Consider the following 16973-nt stretch of genomic DNA (forward strand, 5'->3'; position numbering starts at 1 on the left):
TTGACCTCAACGAAATTACTACTCGGGAGAAATGTAAAGACTTTCTATAGATATGCACCCGAACCACCCAAATTATCCTGAGATCAACCAAAGGTCAAACCAAAATTTTGCATAAAATATGGGTATTAATTCATGTTTCATACACAAAATATAATTACTTGACGTTAACGTCAACTGATTAATGTTATGTATAACATTATGAATAAAAAGAATTTTAAAAAATAAAGAACTCGGAGATCACTAAGATGTAACATCAATGTGGATTGTTTTTGATTTAGAAATAGTGATTTTTATTGCAAATACAGTGAGTGTATAAAAATATAAAATAAGTGAATTGTTATTCTTTTTGGTTGTGAGTGGAATCACGGAATGTAAAGACACTGTGAGGGAGGGCTAGGTTTATGAGCTGGGATGTGGTGAATATTATCGGAGTTTGATTTACCACCAAGAAAAGAGTGCCCACTTTGTTTATCATGAGTTTTTTCATCTATGTACATACCATTATTCCTTCTTTTTTGTGATTTTATCTTGGTTATTTTTAATGAAACGACATGAAATTTGGCGGGCGAGCTAATGGGGCTCGATGCATACGTAAACACATTTGGTGCTGTTTGTAAGGCTAAATATGGCGAGCGATTACGCAAGCTGACTATCGATGCCAAATTCACTTGTCCTAACCGTGATGGCACCTTAGGACGGGGAGGATGTACTTTTTGCAATGTAGCTTCCTTTAGTTATCAGCAAAAGGAAACATTAAGCATCAGTGAGCAGCTACAGCAGGGGAAAGCCCGTTATAAAGAAGCAAAACCTAAACTCAATGCGGATAAATTTATCGCTTATTTTCAGGCGTATACGAGTACGTACGATGAATATCAAGTGCTGATGTCCAAATATGATGAAGCAGTCAAAGACAGTGAAATTGTGGGCCTGTGTGTAGGAACTCGTCCCGATTGTGTGCCTGACAACGTGCTGGATTTATTAGCGAGTTATCAGCACAAAGGAGTCGATGTATGGTTAGAGCTGGGCTTGCAGACCGCCAACGATAAGACACTTCATCATATTAACCGCGGGCATAATTTTGCCTGTTACTGCGATACTGTTTCGCGGGCGAGAAGCCGCGGTTTAAAGGTGTGTACCCATTTGATTCTAGGTTTACCAGGGGAAACACCGCTCGATTATATGGCGACCTTGCAAGCGGTGCTCGCGCAGGGCGTGGATGGTTTAAAGCTACATCCTTTACATGTGGTTGAAGGTAGTACTATGGCTAAAGTTTGGCGCGCTGGACGTTTGCCTTTGCTCACTATGGAAGCTTATGCCGCCAGTGCTGGCGAGCTTATTCGCCATACCCCTAAGGAAATCATTTTCCACCGAGTCACCGCTTATGCCAAAAAGCCTATTCTGCTTGCGCCTGACTGGTGCGGTTATCGTTGGAATGGCTTAGTGGCGATTGTGGAGGATCTTGCGCGTAATGGTGGACAAGGGACGGCATTAGCGCGACCATAATAGCCTTACTTGCTAAATCGGTTGATTTGGTAACGTTTTATCGCTGAGAGTAATTGAAATAGTTGATTTTTCGTAAAACAAACTTCTTATGACCACAAATGCTGCTATAAGTTGCACTGACAATTTTACTGGGTATCATGTCAGAATCTTGTTTTAAGCATTGGACTACTTAAGGGAGGCCTCGATGGCCACAGTTGAATTAGAGACAATCCTAGATCTCAATACATTAGAACAGTACTGCAGCGCAATTGGTGCCGGTACTCTACTAAAGAGCGTGGTATTATTTGAGCAATTAATGCCTGAATATGTTGGGAATCTAGTAAAGGCTAACGAAGCTGCCGATAAGGACACTTTATGCTCGGAAGCCCATAAATTTAAAGGTGCGGCGGGTTCTGTGGGTTTAAAACGTATCCAGCAAATTGCCCAATTATTGCAGCATGGTGAAGAGGCTGACTGGGAGTCAAAACACGCGACGTGGGTGGCGCAAATTGTTGAATTTGCAAGTGCGGATCTGCAGCAGTTAAAGCAATTCTTACAGGCTAAAGCCTAATTTGTTTCGCTGAGGTGCAGCTTAGGTTGCACCTCGATAATCATTGTTACACGCATTACTCCATCTTTTTGTTTTTTCCCATCTGCTTTCAGTATTTTCCTTTGGTTGAAAATCGATTTTGCTCACACAATTGAGCAATTAAGCCGCGTTTTAGTTGATAACTTATGGTAGAGTTGATTAAATTTTTTAATCCATAACCTTAGTGGCAATCGATAAAATGAAAAATTTACCTAGCCTCAAGAATCTTTACTATTTGGTGAACCTTCACCAAGAGCAGAATTTTAACCGCGCCGCTAAGGTGTGCTTTGTCAGTCAATCCACATTGTCGAGCGGGATCCAGAATCTTGAAGAGCAGCTTGGTCATCAGTTGATTGAACGTGACCATAAGTCTTTTATGTTCACTGCTATCGGTGAAGAAGTCGTACAGCGTTCCCGTAAAATCCTTACGGATGTCGACGATTTAGTTGAACTGGTCAAAAACCAAGGCGAACCGATGACAGGTGATATCCGCTTGGGTTGTATTCCTACCATTGCGCCGTTTCTACTCAGCCGAGTCGTTAAACAATGTCAGCAGGCGTACCCTGAGATGAGTTTGTTACTCAAAGAGGATACGACGGAACGTTTACTCGATGCCTTAGGTAAAGGGGAGTTAGATTTACTTATTCTAGCTTTACCCGTTGATACTAGTGGTTACCACAGCATGAAGGTCGGAATCGATCCCTTTAAGATGGTGATCCATAAAGATTTAGTGGGTGGCATCCATCAGCCTATCGATTATCAGACATTACCCGATGAAAGTATCTTTCTGTTGCAGAGTGAGCATTGTATTACTGGCCATGCGATTACCGCGTGTCAGCTCGGTGACAGTGCGAAGGTGAATCCGTTTGCGGCGACGAGTCTGCATACCTTAGTGCAAATGGTCAACAGTAAACTGGGGACGACGTTTTTACCACAAATGGCGATTGATGCTGGGATCTTAAATGATACTGATCTGGTGGTGATGACTCCCCCTGGTGAAGCGCCATATCGCGATATCGGTTTAGTTTGGCGACAAACGACCAGCCGGATTTTGACTTTCCGTACGCTAGGTTTATTGATCCAAAAATTGTTAACGAATGAAACGGCACAATAACTGAGTATTTTGCCTGTTGTGAGTCTTATAAAGGGGAAACACCGAACACTTCAATCGAGTGTTGTTTCCCTTTTAATTTAATCGGGCCCAAATTCGTGAGTCGATATGCACTGTCTGGGTTATCGAGTCGTCCCGCTAAGGCGCCTGAGATCAGCATACGTTGCCCCATCGGGTTACATTGATCTTGGAGTCTAGCTAAGGTATTGAGTACATCACTAAAGAAGCTAATTTCTTGTTTTTGTACACCAACAACCGCAGCAACCACTTGTCCACAGTGGGCTGCCGCTTTAAATTTAGGCACAAAACCATAGTGTTCTTCGAAATAACGTCTTTGCCAATTTAATTGCTGGCTAAATTCAAAATAGATATTCATGCAGCGGTCGTGCACGACACCTTCCTCTAAGGGCCAGTGGATTAACACTGCATCGCCCATGTAACGATAAATCTCGGCTTCGTTATTGCTCACCGTATCTGACAGTAAGCTAAAACTGTCTTGGATCAAGCGGCTAAAACGATAATCGCCGAGGGATTCGGCGTGGGTAGTCGAGGCAACCATATCTAAATATAGGAATAAACGCTGTTCGTATCTTGGCTTATGGTATTTGCCTAAACCAATATTGAGCAAAATACGTGGCCCAACCAACAGCCCCATCTGTTCGACAAAGGCTAAGCTCACTCGCACGACCACTAAATAAACAATCAACGCTTGGAATGAGGGACTATAGAGGATATGCGCCGTAAGCATTTGCCTTAGGGTCGACATGTGATTTTCAATAGCCCACATATTTAGGAATTGAGTCATATAGGCTAAGGTCGTTGCCCCTAACAACAGGAACAAACCTTTAAAAATCACTGAGAATATATAAGGAAGACGATTGATGGCGCTAAAGTCAGCAATCAGATTGGACATCCAATGTAAGCTGCCAAAAATAATGCCCATATAGATGGCCAGTGTCGCGAGATCAGCAGAGCCTACCGCCCATTGCGGCAGTTCTGGCGATTGGGCATATCGAAAAAACACGAATGCCGCCATGGCTATCGCCCAAGCTAATATCGCAAAAAGGAGTTTTTTCGCTTGTCTACGTGCTCTCACAACGGGTTTTGTATCCGAATACGGCTATATATTTCAGGATGCCGTAGTTTATAGAAAATCATCAGTAGAGTGCCAGTGATATTTGTGATCTGGATCAATACAACGGTATATAGCTACGAAAATTTAACCAAATACCTTATTTAATATCATTGCTGTAAAAGCGGTTTTTAGATAAAAGCCCCGAGGATTAGTCATTTTTAAGCTACCATCCTCTGAAATGCTGTGAGTCATCGCCTTACTATTCGCGGCTTTGGGTCGTAATTGGAGAACTTCCCCATGCCTTGCTGTGAGTTTTTCTACTTTACCGAGGGCAATCAATTCCATGATTTCTTCCCAATCCTGTTGCAGTAATGCTTGCTCCTGCGGGTCTGGTTCCCACAGTGTGGGCGTGCCAATGCGGCGCTCTCCCACTGGAATATGCCGCTCACCCTCTACAGGTACCCACAATACTCGCTGCAACTTGTGACACACTAAGCTGTTTTGCCAGGTTAACCCTTCGATGTTGGTCAGTGGCGCGACACATACATAAGTGGTTTCTAGTGGCTTGCCATGGTTATCAATGGGAATCGTTTTTAGCTCAACGCCAAGATGAAGAAAATCCTGCTCAGGTTTGGAACCTGCCGTGGCACCTAATTCCATTTCAATGAGTTGCCCAACCCAACCTTTATCGCGTTTTAGGTTGTTGGGGACATTAATACCGCGATGAGTGGCAATTTGCGCCAAAGAAATGCCTGCCATCATATTAGCGCGTTTGAGCAATTCGCTCAGATTTTGAGGGGGAATAATAGATTTCATAGGAGAATTTTACTGGAAAATGGGCGCTTAGCAACCAAGGTTAAAAAATGAACACTTGAAAATGAATAAGTTAACCTCCCTACTAATGTTATTAAGTTTTTGATCTTTAATGGTTTATCTGGGTTCTGAACGAGTGTTATTAAAAGTGTTCAAAGTTACTCTCGGCTTTCCCTTGCGTTTCTCACATATTTATCCACAGATATTATGGATAACTCACAACAGCGGTGTCTTTAACTTAATAAAAAGCTTGAGTCAATGGTGAAAAGTCGCATTTTTTCACGCTAATGTGGGTAATTTTGGGTGTGTTTTGTGTATAACATTTCAGTTTCGCAGGGGGGAAATTACAGAGTTTGTATTAGGTTAAAAAGTGAGCTTTTATTTGTTGGGTGGAAAATATGATAAACAATATTTATCTATTGATATGATTATTAAGTATTTTTATAGTTTCTCTTGAGATTTTGTCGCTTAACCTGTTTGATGTTTTTTGAGCGATATACCGAGTTTGTCCTAGTTTCAAACAGAGATATCCACAGAAAATGTGGATATCCCCCAGCTTAATGGCGAACAATTGTTGATAAAGTAGTAAGTTGAAAGTATTTATCCAAAGATTAGCTGAAAATAGAGGTTTGCCGCGAGACGGGCTTTGTGAAACAATCGGTTTATTAAAATTTATCCTTATTTGGAGTCCATGTGATTGATAGCGACGGCTTTCGCGCAAATGTGGGCATAATAATTTGTAACAGATACGGCCAAGTCATGTGGGCCAGGCGTTTCGGACAACATTCATGGCAGTTTCCTCAGGGGGGAGTCGATGATGGTGAATCGGCAGAAGAGGCGATGTACCGTGAATTGTATGAGGAAGTTGGTTTAAGACCCGAGCATGTCACTGTATTAACCTCGACGCGTTCTTGGCTGAGGTATCGTTTACCTAAACGATTAGTGAGACAGGACAGTAAGCCCGTGTGTATTGGCCAAAAGCAAAAGTGGTTTCTGTTACAACTCAAAAGCCAAGATAGTGCGATTAATTTAAGTTCTTCAGGCCATCCTGAGTTTGACGATTGGCGCTGGGTAAGTTATTGGTATCCAGTGAGGCAGGTTGTCTCATTTAAGCGTGATGTTTATCGTAAGGTCATGAAAGAATTTGCGGTAACGGCATTGTCATTCCAAACCCAAGAAATTCCGAAGAAGCGGGTAAGGCAAAAGACTACGGGCTGATTTTCAAAAGAGGATTGAAAACAGTGTTAAATACGCTTAGGGATATTACTCAAGCTGTGGCTTCTGCCCACAGCTTAGAAACCGCATTAGAAGTCCTTGTTTCATCGACCAAAGCTGCGATGGAAACCCAATGTTGTTCAGTTTATATCCTAGAGCAGCAAGAACTCGTTTTATCGGCAACCGATGGCCTGGAAAAGAGCGCTGTGGGTCGAGTACGTATGCCGTTAACGCAGGGATTGGTCGGCTTAGCCGCCGAGCGCGAAGAGGCGGTGAATTTAGCGGATGCGCGTTTGCACCCACGCTTTAAGCTTTTTCCTGAGGTCGCCGAAGAAGAATATCGTGCCTTTTTAGCCGTTCCGATCATTTATCAAAAAGCCGTTGTGGGTGTGATTGTGGTGCAGCAGGCCAGTGCACGGCAATTTAGCGAAGGGGAAGAAGCCTTTTTAATGACCCTCGCTGCACAGTTAGCGATGGCAATTCGGGGATTAAAGCAAAAAGCACAGGTCAGTTCACTCCATCAACAGATTTTATTTCAAGGTACCTCTGCATCCAGTGGTATCGCAATTGCGCATGCTTTCGTCTTAGGGGGCGAAATATCCCTTGAGCAACCCGATATTCGTTGTGAAGATATCGTCTTAGAATCTAACCGATTAGTCGCTGCGATGGGGCGTTGTAAAGAGGCTATAGGTGCATTATCTCAGCGTTTTGACCGTGAGCAGGATGAAGAAGTCGCCTCTATATTCAATGCATTACAACTGCTGCTCGACGATGCCAGCCTAGGGGGAGAATATGCCCGTGAGGTGTTACTCGGCTGGGAAGCCGAATCTGCGGTGAGCCGGGTTTCGCTGCGTTATATTCAACAGTTTTTAGCAATGGAAGACCCTTATCTTAAAGAGCGGGCGAGTGATATCCGAGATCTTGGGCAAAAGGTATTAAGGCAATTAATTGAGCCTGAGCGATTAGAGCTCGAACCCGATAAGCCGGTTATTTTAGTGACCAAAGAGGCCGATGCTACGATGTTGGCTGAGTTTCCACGGCAAAAATTAGCGGGGATTGTGACTGAGCTCGGCGGGGTAAACTCCCATGCGGCGATTTTAGCTCGGGCACTTGGCGTACCTGCGATTACAGGGGTTGAACAACTACTTTCCGCCGATATTGATCAAAAGCTGTTAGTCGTCAATGCCAGTCGTGGGCAACTTATGGTGTCGCCATCGCCCGCCATTGTCAGCGAATATCGCAGTCTTATCTCGGCGCAGAAGGCGTTGCAGCGCCAATATGCACAGGAGTTAACGTTACCCTCAGTGATGCTTGATGGTAAGCGAATACGTTTATATCTCAATGCGGGTCTGCTCAGTGGCGTTGCCTCGGAAATCGCTGAAGGCGCCGATGGTATCGGGCTCTATCGCACCGAAATCCCCTTTATGTTGCAGCAGCGTTTTCCGAGTGAATCTGAGCAGGTCAAGGTTTATCAGCAGGTACTCTCCGCGGCTTCAGGTCGCCCTGTCGTGATGCGAACCCTCGATGTTGGTGGTGATAAGCCTCTACCTTACTTTCCGATTAAAGAAGATAACCCTTTCCTCGGTTGGCGTGGCATTCGATTGTCGCTTGATCATCCTGAATTGTTTCTTGTGCAGTTAAGAGCTATGTTGCAGGCTGGCGCCGAGGGCAAGCAGTTAAGTATTTTATTGCCGATGGTTAGTAACCTAGATGAAATTGATCAAGCGTTAGCCTATTTAGAGCAGGCCCATGTTGAACTCAAAAATGATGTGAATAGCAACATCAAAATGCCGCGCATTGGCATCATGCTCGAAGTGCCCGCAATGCTATATCAGTTAGACGAAGTGGCAAAGAGGGTGGATTTTGTGTCAGTTGGCAGTAACGATTTGACCCAATATTTACTCGCGGTTGATCGCAATAATCCGCGGGTCAGTTCATTATTTGATAGCTATCATCCTGGAATTTTGCGGGCTTTACATCAGGCAAGATTAGATTGTGAGTATCACCATCTTGATATCAGTATTTGTGGTGAATTAGCTGGCGAACCCATGGGAGCTATTTTGCTGGTCGCTATGGGATACCACCAATTAAGTATGAATCAGGGCAGTTTAGCACGGATTAATTATCTATTGCGCCGCGTTTCTGGCGAGGATTTAGCACAGCTATTGGCGCAGGCCTTGAGTTTGTCAAACGGTTTCCAAGTGCGTGAGCTGGTTAAAGAATATTTGACCCTGCAGGGTCTTGTAACAATTCTTAATTAACTAATGCCATGTTTTGCTTTAAGCTAAGGCCCTCAATTTATCACGCTCTAGGTACTCGTGTGGATAGTTTGTTGTTGGTGTTCTTTATTTGTTTGGCTTTAGGTGCATTTGTTGGCTTTATGGCAGGATTATTAGGTATCGGTGGCGGCTTGATTGTGGTGCCAGCACTGCTTTATATTTTGCCATCGGTCGGTATTAGCTCTACTCAGCTCCCCCATATTGCGATTGCCACTTCGCTAGCCGCCATTATTCTCACTTCTATTTCGTCGGCACGTGCCCACCATAAGCGCGGTAATGTGCCTTGGGATTTATTCAAATCAATGTTACCGGGCCTGATTATAGGCGCGCTGGCTTCAGGTTTTATTGCTGAGCGTATTCCCGCTGATACTTTACAGAAAGGTTTTGCCATCTTTGTGATTTTAATGACAATTCAAATGGCTTATCCCGTTAAGGCCGAATCAAATCGTCAATTACCTAATTCAGTAGTGCTTTTTGTTGTATCGGCTTTGGTTGCGGTTTTGGCCGGTTTGACAGGGATAGGTGGCGGTATACTGATAGTGCCATTTTTGACTTTTTATGGTTTACAGATGCGTCAAGCCGTGGGTTTTTCTGCTGCGATGGGCTTCTTAATCTCTCTTTCTGGCAGTTTCGGCTATATTATTGCAGGAATGAATGCCCCTGAGTTGCCTTATGGTACCTTAGGCTATATCTATTTACCTGCATTGTTTGGTTTAGTTATCACTTCTGTCTTGATGGCGCCCGTGGGCGTAAAAGCGGCGAGCACTTGGCCAACACCTGTACTTAAAAAGATATTTGCACTTTTGCTCCTTTGTGTCGGCCTCAAATTAATTCTGAGCTGATTTTTAGTATTTAGCCCTCAATTTGAGGCTGTTGATGGATAAGTTATGGCATTGAATTTTCCCAATATCGATCCTGTGATCGTAAAGTTTGGTCCCTTTGATATTTTTGGACAAACCTTTGAACCCGCCCTGCGATGGTACGGATTTACATACTTAGTGGGTTTTGTAGCGGCGATGTGGTTACTCAATCGCCAAGCTGATCGGTCTAATGGTTTATGGTCCAGAGAACAGGTTTCTGATTTACTGTTTTATGGCTTTTTAGGGGTGATATTGGGTGGCCGCATTGGCTATGTACTCTTTTATCATTTTGATTACTTTCTTGCTAGCCCAATGTATTTGTTCAAAATTTCAGAGGGTGGTATGTCCTTCCATGGCGGTTTGATAGGGGTGATTACCGCCATGATTTATATCACATGGAAGCAAAAGCGCACCTTTTTTGCCGTAGCGGATATGGTGGCTCCTGTTGTGCCTATTGGGTTAGGAGCGGGTCGTATCGGTAACTTTATTAATGGTGAGTTATGGGGGCGCGTTACCGATGTTCCTTGGGCTATGGTGTTCCCAAGCGGTGGTCCTGAGCCACGCCATCCATCACAACTCTATCAATTTGCCCTTGAAGGTGTTGCTTTATTCCTACTTCTCTATTGGTTCAGTAAGCGTACGAAGAAAGTCGGCGCTGTGTCGGGCATGTTCCTACTCGGATACGGCATTTTCCGCGTAATTGTCGAAACCGTAAGACAACCTGACGCGCAGTTAGGCCTCTATTGGGGCTTGATGACAATGGGACAGATCCTCTCGGTGCCGATGATCCTCTTCGGTTTATATTTAATTCTTCGTCCAGAGGGTAAGCAGTAATGCAACAGTATTTAGACTTAATGAAACACATCTTAGCCGAAGGTGTGGATAAATCAGACCGAACAGGTACGGGTACTCGCTCGGTTTTTGGTTATCAAATGCGTTTCGATTTGAGTAAGGGTTTTCCTTTAGTCACCACGAAAAAGTGCCATATGCGCTCCATCATTCATGAGCTGTTGTGGTTCCTAAAGGGCGATACCAATATTGCTTATCTGCGTGACAATAAAGTCAGTATTTGGGATGAATGGGCCGATGAAAACGGCGATTTGGGCCCTGTGTATGGTGCGCAATGGCGCAGCTGGCCGACCCAAAGTGGTGAGGCTATCGATCAAATTTCGCAGGTTATTGCGCAAATTAAATCGCAACCTGACTCGCGTCGTTTGATCGTATCGGCTTGGAACGTTGGTGAGTTGGATAAAATGGCTCTGGCTCCTTGCCATGCGTTTTTCCAATTCTATGTTGCTGATGGCAAATTATCCTGTCAGCTGTACCAGCGTAGTTGTGATGTGTTTTTAGGGTTGCCCTTTAATATCGCCAGCTATGCACTATTGACCATGATGGTGGCGCAACAATGCGACTTAGCTTTAGGTGACTTTGTTTGGACGGGGGGGGATACCCACTTGTATTCCAACCACATGGAGCAAACAGCGTTGCAGTTGAGCCGCGAGCCTAGACCCTTACCGACGATGACCATTCTGCGTAAACCTGCCTCGATTTTTGATTATCAATTCGACGATTTTGCATTGAGCAACTACGATCCTCACCCACATATCAAAGCGCCTGTCGCCGTTTAACGGCGATTTTATCGACAAACACCTCGGAATAGCCGAGGTGTTGTCTCGAAACTAACGATTATACTTGCTTATTTTCTTCGTCTACACTCAATCCATCGTGATTTTTTGGGAGTGCAAGATGGAAAAAGCAATTAGAAATTTTTTGAGCCAAGAGTCGGCAGGTGGCATCCTCTTATTAATTGCCGTGGCCTTTGCCATGTTAATGGCGAATTCTCCTCTGGCTGGATTCTATCAAGGTTTTCTCGGTACTGAAGTTCAAGTACGAGTTGGCGCGCTCGATCTGCATAAGCCATTGTTGTTGTGGATTAACGATGGTTTGATGGCATTGTTTTTCTTGCTGATTGGTTTAGAAGTTAAACGTGAGCTATTGGAAGGGGCACTATCGAGTGTGGCTCAGGCCTCATTGCCAACCTTCGCAGCCATTGGTGGCATGTTAGTGCCAGCGGGTATTTACCTGTTATTTAACTATGGCGATCCTATCACACAAGCAGGTTGGGCAATCCCAGCTGCGACAGATATTGCTTTTGCTTTGGGGATCATGGCTTTACTGGGTAGCCGCGTGCCTGTGGCGTTAAAGGTTTTCCTGCTGGCGTTAGCCATCATTGACGATTTAGGCGTTATTGTGATTATCGCGCTTTTCTACAGCAGTGATCTATCAACCGTTAGCTTAATTATTGCCAGCATTGCGATTGTTGGTTTGGTTGCCTTAAACCGCAAGGGCGTGACCTCATTAGCCCCTTATGGAGTACTCGGACTAATTCTGTGGGTGGCTGTACTTAAGTCTGGTGTGCATGCCACATTAGCGGGTGTCATTATTGCTTTCTGTATTCCTCTGCGAGCAAAAGATGGCAGTTCGCCTTCTGAGCATTTAGAGCATAGTTTGCATCCTTGGAGCACTTTCCTGATCCTGCCAGTGTTCGCCTTCGCCAATGCTGGGGTCGCTTTAGGAAACATGAGTTTAGATACGCTAATGTCCCCTGTACCAGTGGGGATTGCATTGGGACTCATGCTAGGTAAGCCGATTGGTGTGATGTTGTTTAGTTTTGTCGCCGTCAAACTTAAGTTAGCACAATTGCCTGATGGTATTGGTTGGAAACAAATTGCGCCAGTGGCAGCGATGTGTGGTATCGGTTTTACCATGTCAATGTTTATTGCTTCGTTGGCATTTGAGCAGGCAGACCCTATGTTTGGTGATTTAGCACGCCTAGGCACCTTAATGGGCTCAATTTTTGCGGCCTTAATCGGGTATTTCTGGTTATCAAAAGTGTTACCTAAAAAAGGAGTATAACTATGATAAATATGAAATTGGTAGGAATTGCAGCATTGTTTACATTCTCTTCAAGCGCCATGTCGACGCAAATTGATGCCTGTAACAAGGATGTCACATCACAAACCTGCCAAAGCTACCTTGAGGGAATCGTCGATGGGGCATTGATGTTTAAACCTGAAGCATTAGGCGCAAGGCTTGAAACCAATGGCTATGAGTCTCGGGCATTAAAGTACCGAGGCGGAAAACGTTTCCAAGAGGCAAACCGCACTTATTGTGCTAGTCGTATCCCTGACCGTGACAGTCTCGTTTCAGGGGTAACGGAAGCGGTTAGCACTGGCACAGCCGCAGATTTAGAGCAACTTCAAGGGATAGTGGTTAACTTATTGGATTGCCAGCGTTTAAAATAGAAGTATTGACTCATTATTGTTAAGCTGAGTCATTGCTACCCGATTTGCCACAGCATCAATGGCTGTGGCATCCCTAATAGGAAGCTCATTGGCGATGCTGCATCTCAATTACAACCATCTCTACTACTTTTGGATGATCAAGAAGAAGGGCTCTGTGGCTAAGGCGGCAGAAGCCCTTTATTTGACTCCCCAAACCATTACCGGTCAAATTCGTGCCTTAGAAGACAGGCTAAACGGCAGTTTATTTAAACGTGTCGGACGTAACCTAGAGGCCACTGAGCTTGGAGAACTCGTCTTTCGCTATGCCGATAGGATGTTTTCCTTAAGTTATGAGATGCTTGATTTGCTTAATTATCAAAAAGATAATGCCATTCTATTTGAGGTCGGAATTGCCGATGCGTTATCAAAAGCTTTATCAAGCCGAGTGTTGCTCTCGGTTGTGCCTAATGATGGTTCCATGCACCTTGCCTGTTATGAAGCGACTCACGAAAGCTTAATGTCCCGTTTACGCGAGCATAAACTGGATATGATCCTCTCCGATTGTGCGGGTGAGTCGCTTAAATATCCCGAAATTCTATCGAAAAAACTGGGTGAGTGTGGCGTGAGTTTCTTTTCCGCTGAAACTTATAGCGCGGATTTTCCCGCCTGTTTAGAGCAAGGCCAACTATTGATCCCTGGCCGCAGAACTTCGCTCGGTCAGCAATTATATCGTTGGTTTGATGAGCAAAATCTCAACGTGAGTATTTTAGGTGAGTTTGACGATGCGGCCATGATGAAGGCTTTTGGCTACCTTAAACGTGGGATCTTTGTAACGCCTTCGGTTTATCCGCAAGAAGTGGTTTCCCATGGTATGCATTTACTCGGTGAAACACTCGATGTGAAAGAAGAATACCATGTGATGTTTGCCGAGCGAATGATCCAGCATCCTGCGGTTAAGCGCCTGTTAGAAACTGATTTTAGTGATTTATTTGCTGGATTAGATACCCAAGTGCAGCAGTGTTAAACTGAGTTTCCACGCTACTCGCATCGACACTCAACTGACTGAACTGGTAGACTAAGGCGAATTTTGTTTTGGGAGAAATTAACTTGGAGTTAATGAATATTGCTCGGGTCCGCTGGGCATGCCGCCGCGGAATGCTCGAATTGGACGTGTTGTTCCAGCCTTTCGTTGACAACGTTTATCAGGACTTGTCAGATGAAGATAAAGTCTTGTTTATTCGTTTGCTTGAGTGTGAAGATCCTGAATTATTTGCATGGTTTATGGGCCATGAAGTATGCCCAGATCCTGAGCTTGCCCGTATGGTAGTGCAAGTCCGTGGACGAGCGGCGCCATAGTTTTAGTGTAAAAGCCTCCTTCGACCAACGACTGTCGTTGGTCGTTTTTGTTTGTGTTTGCGTTAGTTCTTTACTTATTTGGCCACAGTCTGAACACCCATTATGGTTTGGGCTTAAGTTGGTATTTGCCCTATTGGTGGTGAGCTTTTTGAGTTATCAGCTATGGCGGCTGAGGACATGGTCTTGCCGTTTTGAACTCAATGGCAAAGGGGGGGGATGGTTATCTACTGGCGAGGATTTTCGCGTATTATCGCGAACTTGGATAACGCCTTTTATCTGCCTTGTTTACTATGAATCTGGCGATAAGGTGCATCTTTTACCCCTTTGGGCAGACATGTTTAGTGATGATGACTATCGCCATTTATGTCGTCTATTATTCAAAGCGAAAAATAACTATCGAGTCCAAACGCTAATCCCTAATCGGTGTGCTCGGATTTGAAAACTTGCCGTCATCAAAGTAACGCGGGCTAAATCTGGGTAAGATTTAGCCCGCGTTACCTGCTTAAGTTAAGCGACAAGCTTATTTTTCAGGTTGCAAAATGGTCGGTAGCGGTGAATCTAACTTTTCAGGATGATCAATATTGTAGTGCAGGCCACGGCTTTCTTTGCGATCCATCGCGCAGCGGATAATCAGTTCCGCCACTTGCACTAAGTTACGCAGTTCAAGCAAATTATTACTGACTCTGAAGTTGCTGTAATACTCTTGGATTTCTTGCTGTAACATCAAGCAGCGGCGTAGCGCGCGCTCCAAACGCTTATCTGAGCGAACGATACCCACATAGTCCCACATAAACAGGCGCAGTTCGTGCCAATTGTGGGCAATAACCACTTCTTCATCCGAGTTGGAGACTTTACTCTCATCCCATGCAGGAATGAGCCCGGGTAATGGGATCTTGTGTAGTTGGCTCTCAATATCTTCAGAGGCTGCACGGGCAAACACGAGACACTCAAGCAGTGAGTTACTGGCAAGGCGATTGGCGCCATGTAAGCCAGTATAAGCAACTTCACCAATGGCATAAAGACCATTGAGATCGGTTTGACCATGTAGGTCAGTCATGACGCCACCGCAGGTATAGTGGGCAGCGGGAACCACTGGAATGGCGTCCTTAGTAATATCGATACCGAGTTCTAAGCAGCGACTGTAAATGGTCGGGAAATGCTTCATCACAAAGTCAGCATCTTTATGGCTGATATCCAGATACACACAATCTGCACCGAGACGTTTCATCTCATAGTCGATGGCGCGGGCAACGATGTCTCGAGGTGCTAACTCAGCGCGTTCATCAAAGTCTGGCATAAAGCGGCTGCCATCAGGGCGACGTAAATAAGCACCTTCACCGCGCAATGCTTCGGTCAGCAGGAAATTGCGCGCATCGGCATGGTAAAGACAGGTTGGATGAAATTGATTGAATTCCATATTGGCAACGCGGCAACCTGCACGCCAAGCCATCGCAATACCATCACCGCTAGCGACATCGGGATTGGAAGTATACTGGTAAACCTTGGAGCTACCACCAGTGGCTAAGGCGACAAATTTAGCCTTGATCGTTTCCACCTGCTCAGCATTACGGTTCCACACATAGGCACCTAATACGCGATTACCAGGGCGGTTTAACTTGCGAGTGGTGATAAGGTCGATGGCGTTATAGCGCTCTAAAACTTGGATATTTGGGTGGTCGAGGGCACGTTCTTGTAGCGTAGTTTGTACCTCTTTGCCTGTCGCATCCGCAGCATGCAGAATGCGTCTATGGCTATGACCGCCTTCACGCGTAAGGTGATAAGGTGCATCCTTGGGATTATTGCCTGCAGCTTCTTCTTTATCGAAGGCGACCCCACATTCGATAAGCCATTGCATTGCACTCTTGGCATTTTCGGCGGTAAAAGTCACCACGTCTTTATCACACAAACCTGCACCAGCGACTAATGTATCGGCCACGTGGGATTCAATCGTGTCACTTTCATCGAAGACAGAGGCGATACCGCCCTGGGCGTAGTATGTTGACCCTTCACTGAGTGGGCCTTTTGAGAGCAGAATTACGTTTGCTTTTTCAGCAAGATGCAAAGCTAGTGTCAGACCTGCGGCACCGCTACCTATGACTAATATGTCAGATTGGTGTTCAACTACTTGTTTCATCGGGTATCATGCTATGACTGAGAGTATCATCTATGGTAAACCAACTGACGAATTATGGGTACTTTCCTTTTAACCTTACTTTTTTTGTATAATTTTTAGAACTTTTTCAAAGTACGCGAGTCTACATAAGTGAATATGATTCGAGCGACTGAGAAATCAGCATTTTAGATTTGGGAGAAGTCGGCTCGGATGAGTGGACAAATAAGTGATCAACAATTAGTTGAGCGCGTACAACGGGGTGATAAAAACGCTTTTAACCTGTTAGTGCTTAAATATCAGAGTAAAGTGATTAGCTTGATTTCACGCTATGTGCGTAACCAAGCAGATGTTACTGATGTAGCACAGGAAGCGTTTATCAAAGCTTATCGAGCTTTGCCAAACTTTCGCGGAGAAAGTGCGTTTTATACCTGGTTGTACCGAATAGCCGTTAATACGGCAAAGAATTACCTCGTGTCTCAGGGGCGTAGAGCTCCTGCAAATGATGTGGATGCTGAGGATGCCGAATATTACGAAGGCAGTGATGCGCTAAAGGAGTTTGCCTCCCCAGAGCGACTAATGTTATCGGACGAAATCAAAAAAGTGGTTTTCGAAACTTTAGAAACATTGCCTGAAGAATTACGTATGGCAATTTCATTGCGTGAACTTGATGGGATGAGTTACGAAGATATTGCCATCATCATGGATTGCCCTGTAGGAACGGTAAGATCTCGTATCTTTCGCGCCCGTGAAGCAATCGATAAAAAGCTCCAGCCTTTGCTGGAAGAGTAAATTCTTA

17 protein-coding genes are annotated in these 16973 nt (G+C 44.7%); 14 read left to right on the forward strand and 3 right to left on the reverse strand.

The features are described 5' to 3' along the window. The first annotated feature begins 573 nt into the window (after positions 1–573). The 3 genes from mnmL to oxyR all read left to right on the forward strand — a co-directional run bounded on the left by mnmL (position 574) and on the right by oxyR (position 3185). Positions 574–1503: a tRNA modification radical SAM protein MnmL/YtqA gene (gene mnmL, locus SO_RS06145; protein ID WP_011071535.1), complete on the forward strand. Its 930-nt coding sequence runs from the start codon at positions 574–576 to the stop codon at positions 1501–1503. 184 nt (positions 1504–1687) lie between these two features. Further along, positions 1688–2053 carry an Hpt domain-containing protein gene (locus tag SO_RS06150; protein WP_011071536.1) on the forward strand — a complete coding sequence of 122 codons (366 nt, stop codon included), beginning with the start codon at positions 1688–1690 and terminating at the stop codon, positions 2051–2053. Positions 2054–2270: 217 nt separating this feature from the next. Beyond that, positions 2271–3185, forward strand: a complete 915-nt coding sequence (oxyR, locus tag SO_RS06155) for a hydrogen peroxide-inducible genes transcriptional activator OxyR (RefSeq protein ID WP_011071537.1) — start codon at positions 2271–2273, stop codon at positions 3183–3185. Between the two features lie 25 nt (positions 3186–3210). Here oxyR and SO_RS06160 read toward each other — a convergent pair whose 3' ends face one another. Then, positions 3211–4278: an adenylate/guanylate cyclase domain-containing protein gene (locus SO_RS06160; RefSeq protein WP_011071538.1), complete on the reverse strand. Its 1068-nt coding sequence runs from the start codon at positions 4276–4278 to the stop codon at positions 3211–3213. Positions 4279–4401: 123 nt separating this feature from the next. After that, on the reverse strand, positions 4402–5073 hold the full coding sequence (mutH, locus tag SO_RS06165; protein ID WP_011071539.1) for a DNA mismatch repair endonuclease MutH: 672 nt from the start codon (positions 5071–5073) through the stop codon (positions 4402–4404). Positions 5074–5763: 690 nt separating this feature from the next. Between mutH and rppH the strand changes: the two genes are divergently transcribed. The 10 genes from rppH (at position 5764) to SO_RS06215 (ending at position 14503) form a co-directional block, all read left to right on the forward strand. Continuing rightward, positions 5764–6288 (forward strand): RNA pyrophosphohydrolase, encoded by a 525-nt coding sequence (gene rppH / locus SO_RS06170; protein ID WP_011071540.1) that lies wholly within the window; start codon positions 5764–5766, stop codon positions 6286–6288. A gap of 23 nt (positions 6289–6311) precedes the next feature. Then, positions 6312–8546 (forward strand): phosphoenolpyruvate--protein phosphotransferase, encoded by a 2235-nt coding sequence (gene ptsP, locus SO_RS06175; RefSeq protein ID WP_011071541.1) that lies wholly within the window; start codon positions 6312–6314, stop codon positions 8544–8546. Positions 8547–8605: 59 nt separating this feature from the next. Then, entirely contained in the window at positions 8606–9406 is an 801-nt protein-coding gene (locus SO_RS06180) for a sulfite exporter TauE/SafE family protein (RefSeq protein ID WP_011071542.1), read from the forward strand. A 45-nt stretch (positions 9407–9451) separates the two neighbouring features. Beyond that, on the forward strand, positions 9452–10258 hold the full coding sequence (lgt, locus tag SO_RS06185) for a prolipoprotein diacylglyceryl transferase (RefSeq protein WP_011071543.1): 807 nt from the start codon (positions 9452–9454) through the stop codon (positions 10256–10258). Then, complete coding sequence (gene thyA / locus SO_RS06190) at positions 10258–11052, forward strand: thymidylate synthase (protein WP_011071544.1); 795 nt, start codon at positions 10258–10260, stop codon at positions 11050–11052. Before lgt ends, thyA begins: the two co-directional genes overlap by 1 nt. 118 nt (positions 11053–11170) lie before the next feature. Then, entirely contained in the window at positions 11171–12340 is a 1170-nt protein-coding gene (gene nhaA, locus SO_RS06195; RefSeq protein WP_011071545.1) for a Na+/H+ antiporter NhaA, read from the forward strand. Between the two features lie 2 nt (positions 12341–12342). Continuing rightward, positions 12343–12729 (forward strand): hypothetical protein, encoded by a 387-nt coding sequence (locus tag SO_RS06200; protein WP_011071546.1) that lies wholly within the window; start codon positions 12343–12345, stop codon positions 12727–12729. Between the two features lie 94 nt (positions 12730–12823). Then, positions 12824–13732, forward strand: coding sequence for a transcriptional activator NhaR (gene nhaR, locus SO_RS06205; protein WP_011071547.1), 909 nt, complete (start codon positions 12824–12826; stop codon positions 13730–13732). Between the two features lie 83 nt (positions 13733–13815). Then, positions 13816–14064: an FAD assembly factor SdhE gene (locus SO_RS06210; protein ID WP_011071548.1), complete on the forward strand. Its 249-nt coding sequence runs from the start codon at positions 13816–13818 to the stop codon at positions 14062–14064. Next, positions 14045–14503, forward strand: a complete 459-nt coding sequence (locus tag SO_RS06215; RefSeq protein ID WP_164925647.1) for a protein YgfX — start codon at positions 14045–14047, stop codon at positions 14501–14503. Before SO_RS06210 ends, SO_RS06215 begins: the two co-directional genes overlap by 20 nt. An 81-nt stretch (positions 14504–14584) precedes the next feature. Here the strand turns inward: SO_RS06215 and nadB are convergent, their stop codons facing one another. Next, the gene (nadB, locus tag SO_RS06220; protein ID WP_011071550.1) at positions 14585–16198 is read right to left on the reverse strand and encodes an L-aspartate oxidase; all 1614 of its coding nucleotides are present in this window, start codon (positions 16196–16198) and stop codon (positions 14585–14587) included. 189 nt (positions 16199–16387) lie between these two features. Between nadB and rpoE the strand changes: the two genes are divergently transcribed. Continuing rightward, positions 16388–16966, forward strand: coding sequence for an RNA polymerase sigma factor RpoE (gene rpoE / locus SO_RS06225; RefSeq protein ID WP_011071551.1), 579 nt, complete (start codon positions 16388–16390; stop codon positions 16964–16966). Positions 16967–16973 lie beyond the last annotated feature (7 nt).

Origin of the sequence: Shewanella oneidensis MR-1 (assembly GCF_000146165.2) — a bacterium.
GTDB lineage: Bacteria > Pseudomonadota > Gammaproteobacteria > Enterobacterales > Shewanellaceae > Shewanella > Shewanella oneidensis.

Bases quoted from the DNA above. Each gene is read 5' to 3' on its own strand.
- mnmL (WP_011071535.1), top strand. From the start codon at position 574: ATGGGGCTCGATGCATACGTAAACACATTTGGTGCTGTTTGTAAGGCT.
- SO_RS06150 (WP_011071536.1), top strand. From the start codon at position 1,688: ATGGCCACAGTTGAATTAGAGACAATCCTAGATCTCAATACATTAGAA.
- oxyR (WP_011071537.1), top strand. From the start codon at position 2,271: ATGAAAAATTTACCTAGCCTCAAGAATCTTTACTATTTGGTGAACCTT.
- mutH (WP_011071539.1), bottom strand. From the start codon at position 5,073: ATGAAATCTATTATTCCCCCTCAAAATCTGAGCGAATTGCTCAAACGC.
- lgt (WP_011071543.1), top strand. From the start codon at position 9,452: ATGGCATTGAATTTTCCCAATATCGATCCTGTGATCGTAAAGTTTGGT.
- thyA (WP_011071544.1), top strand. From the start codon at position 10,258: ATGCAACAGTATTTAGACTTAATGAAACACATCTTAGCCGAAGGTGTG.
- nhaA (WP_011071545.1), top strand. From the start codon at position 11,171: ATGGAAAAAGCAATTAGAAATTTTTTGAGCCAAGAGTCGGCAGGTGGC.
- SO_RS06200 (WP_011071546.1), top strand. From the start codon at position 12,343: ATGATAAATATGAAATTGGTAGGAATTGCAGCATTGTTTACATTCTCT.
- nhaR (WP_011071547.1), top strand. From the start codon at position 12,824: ATGCTGCATCTCAATTACAACCATCTCTACTACTTTTGGATGATCAAG.
- nadB (WP_011071550.1), bottom strand. From the start codon at position 16,198: ATGAAACAAGTAGTTGAACACCAATCTGACATATTAGTCATAGGTAGC.
- rpoE (WP_011071551.1), top strand. From the start codon at position 16,388: ATGAGTGGACAAATAAGTGATCAACAATTAGTTGAGCGCGTACAACGG.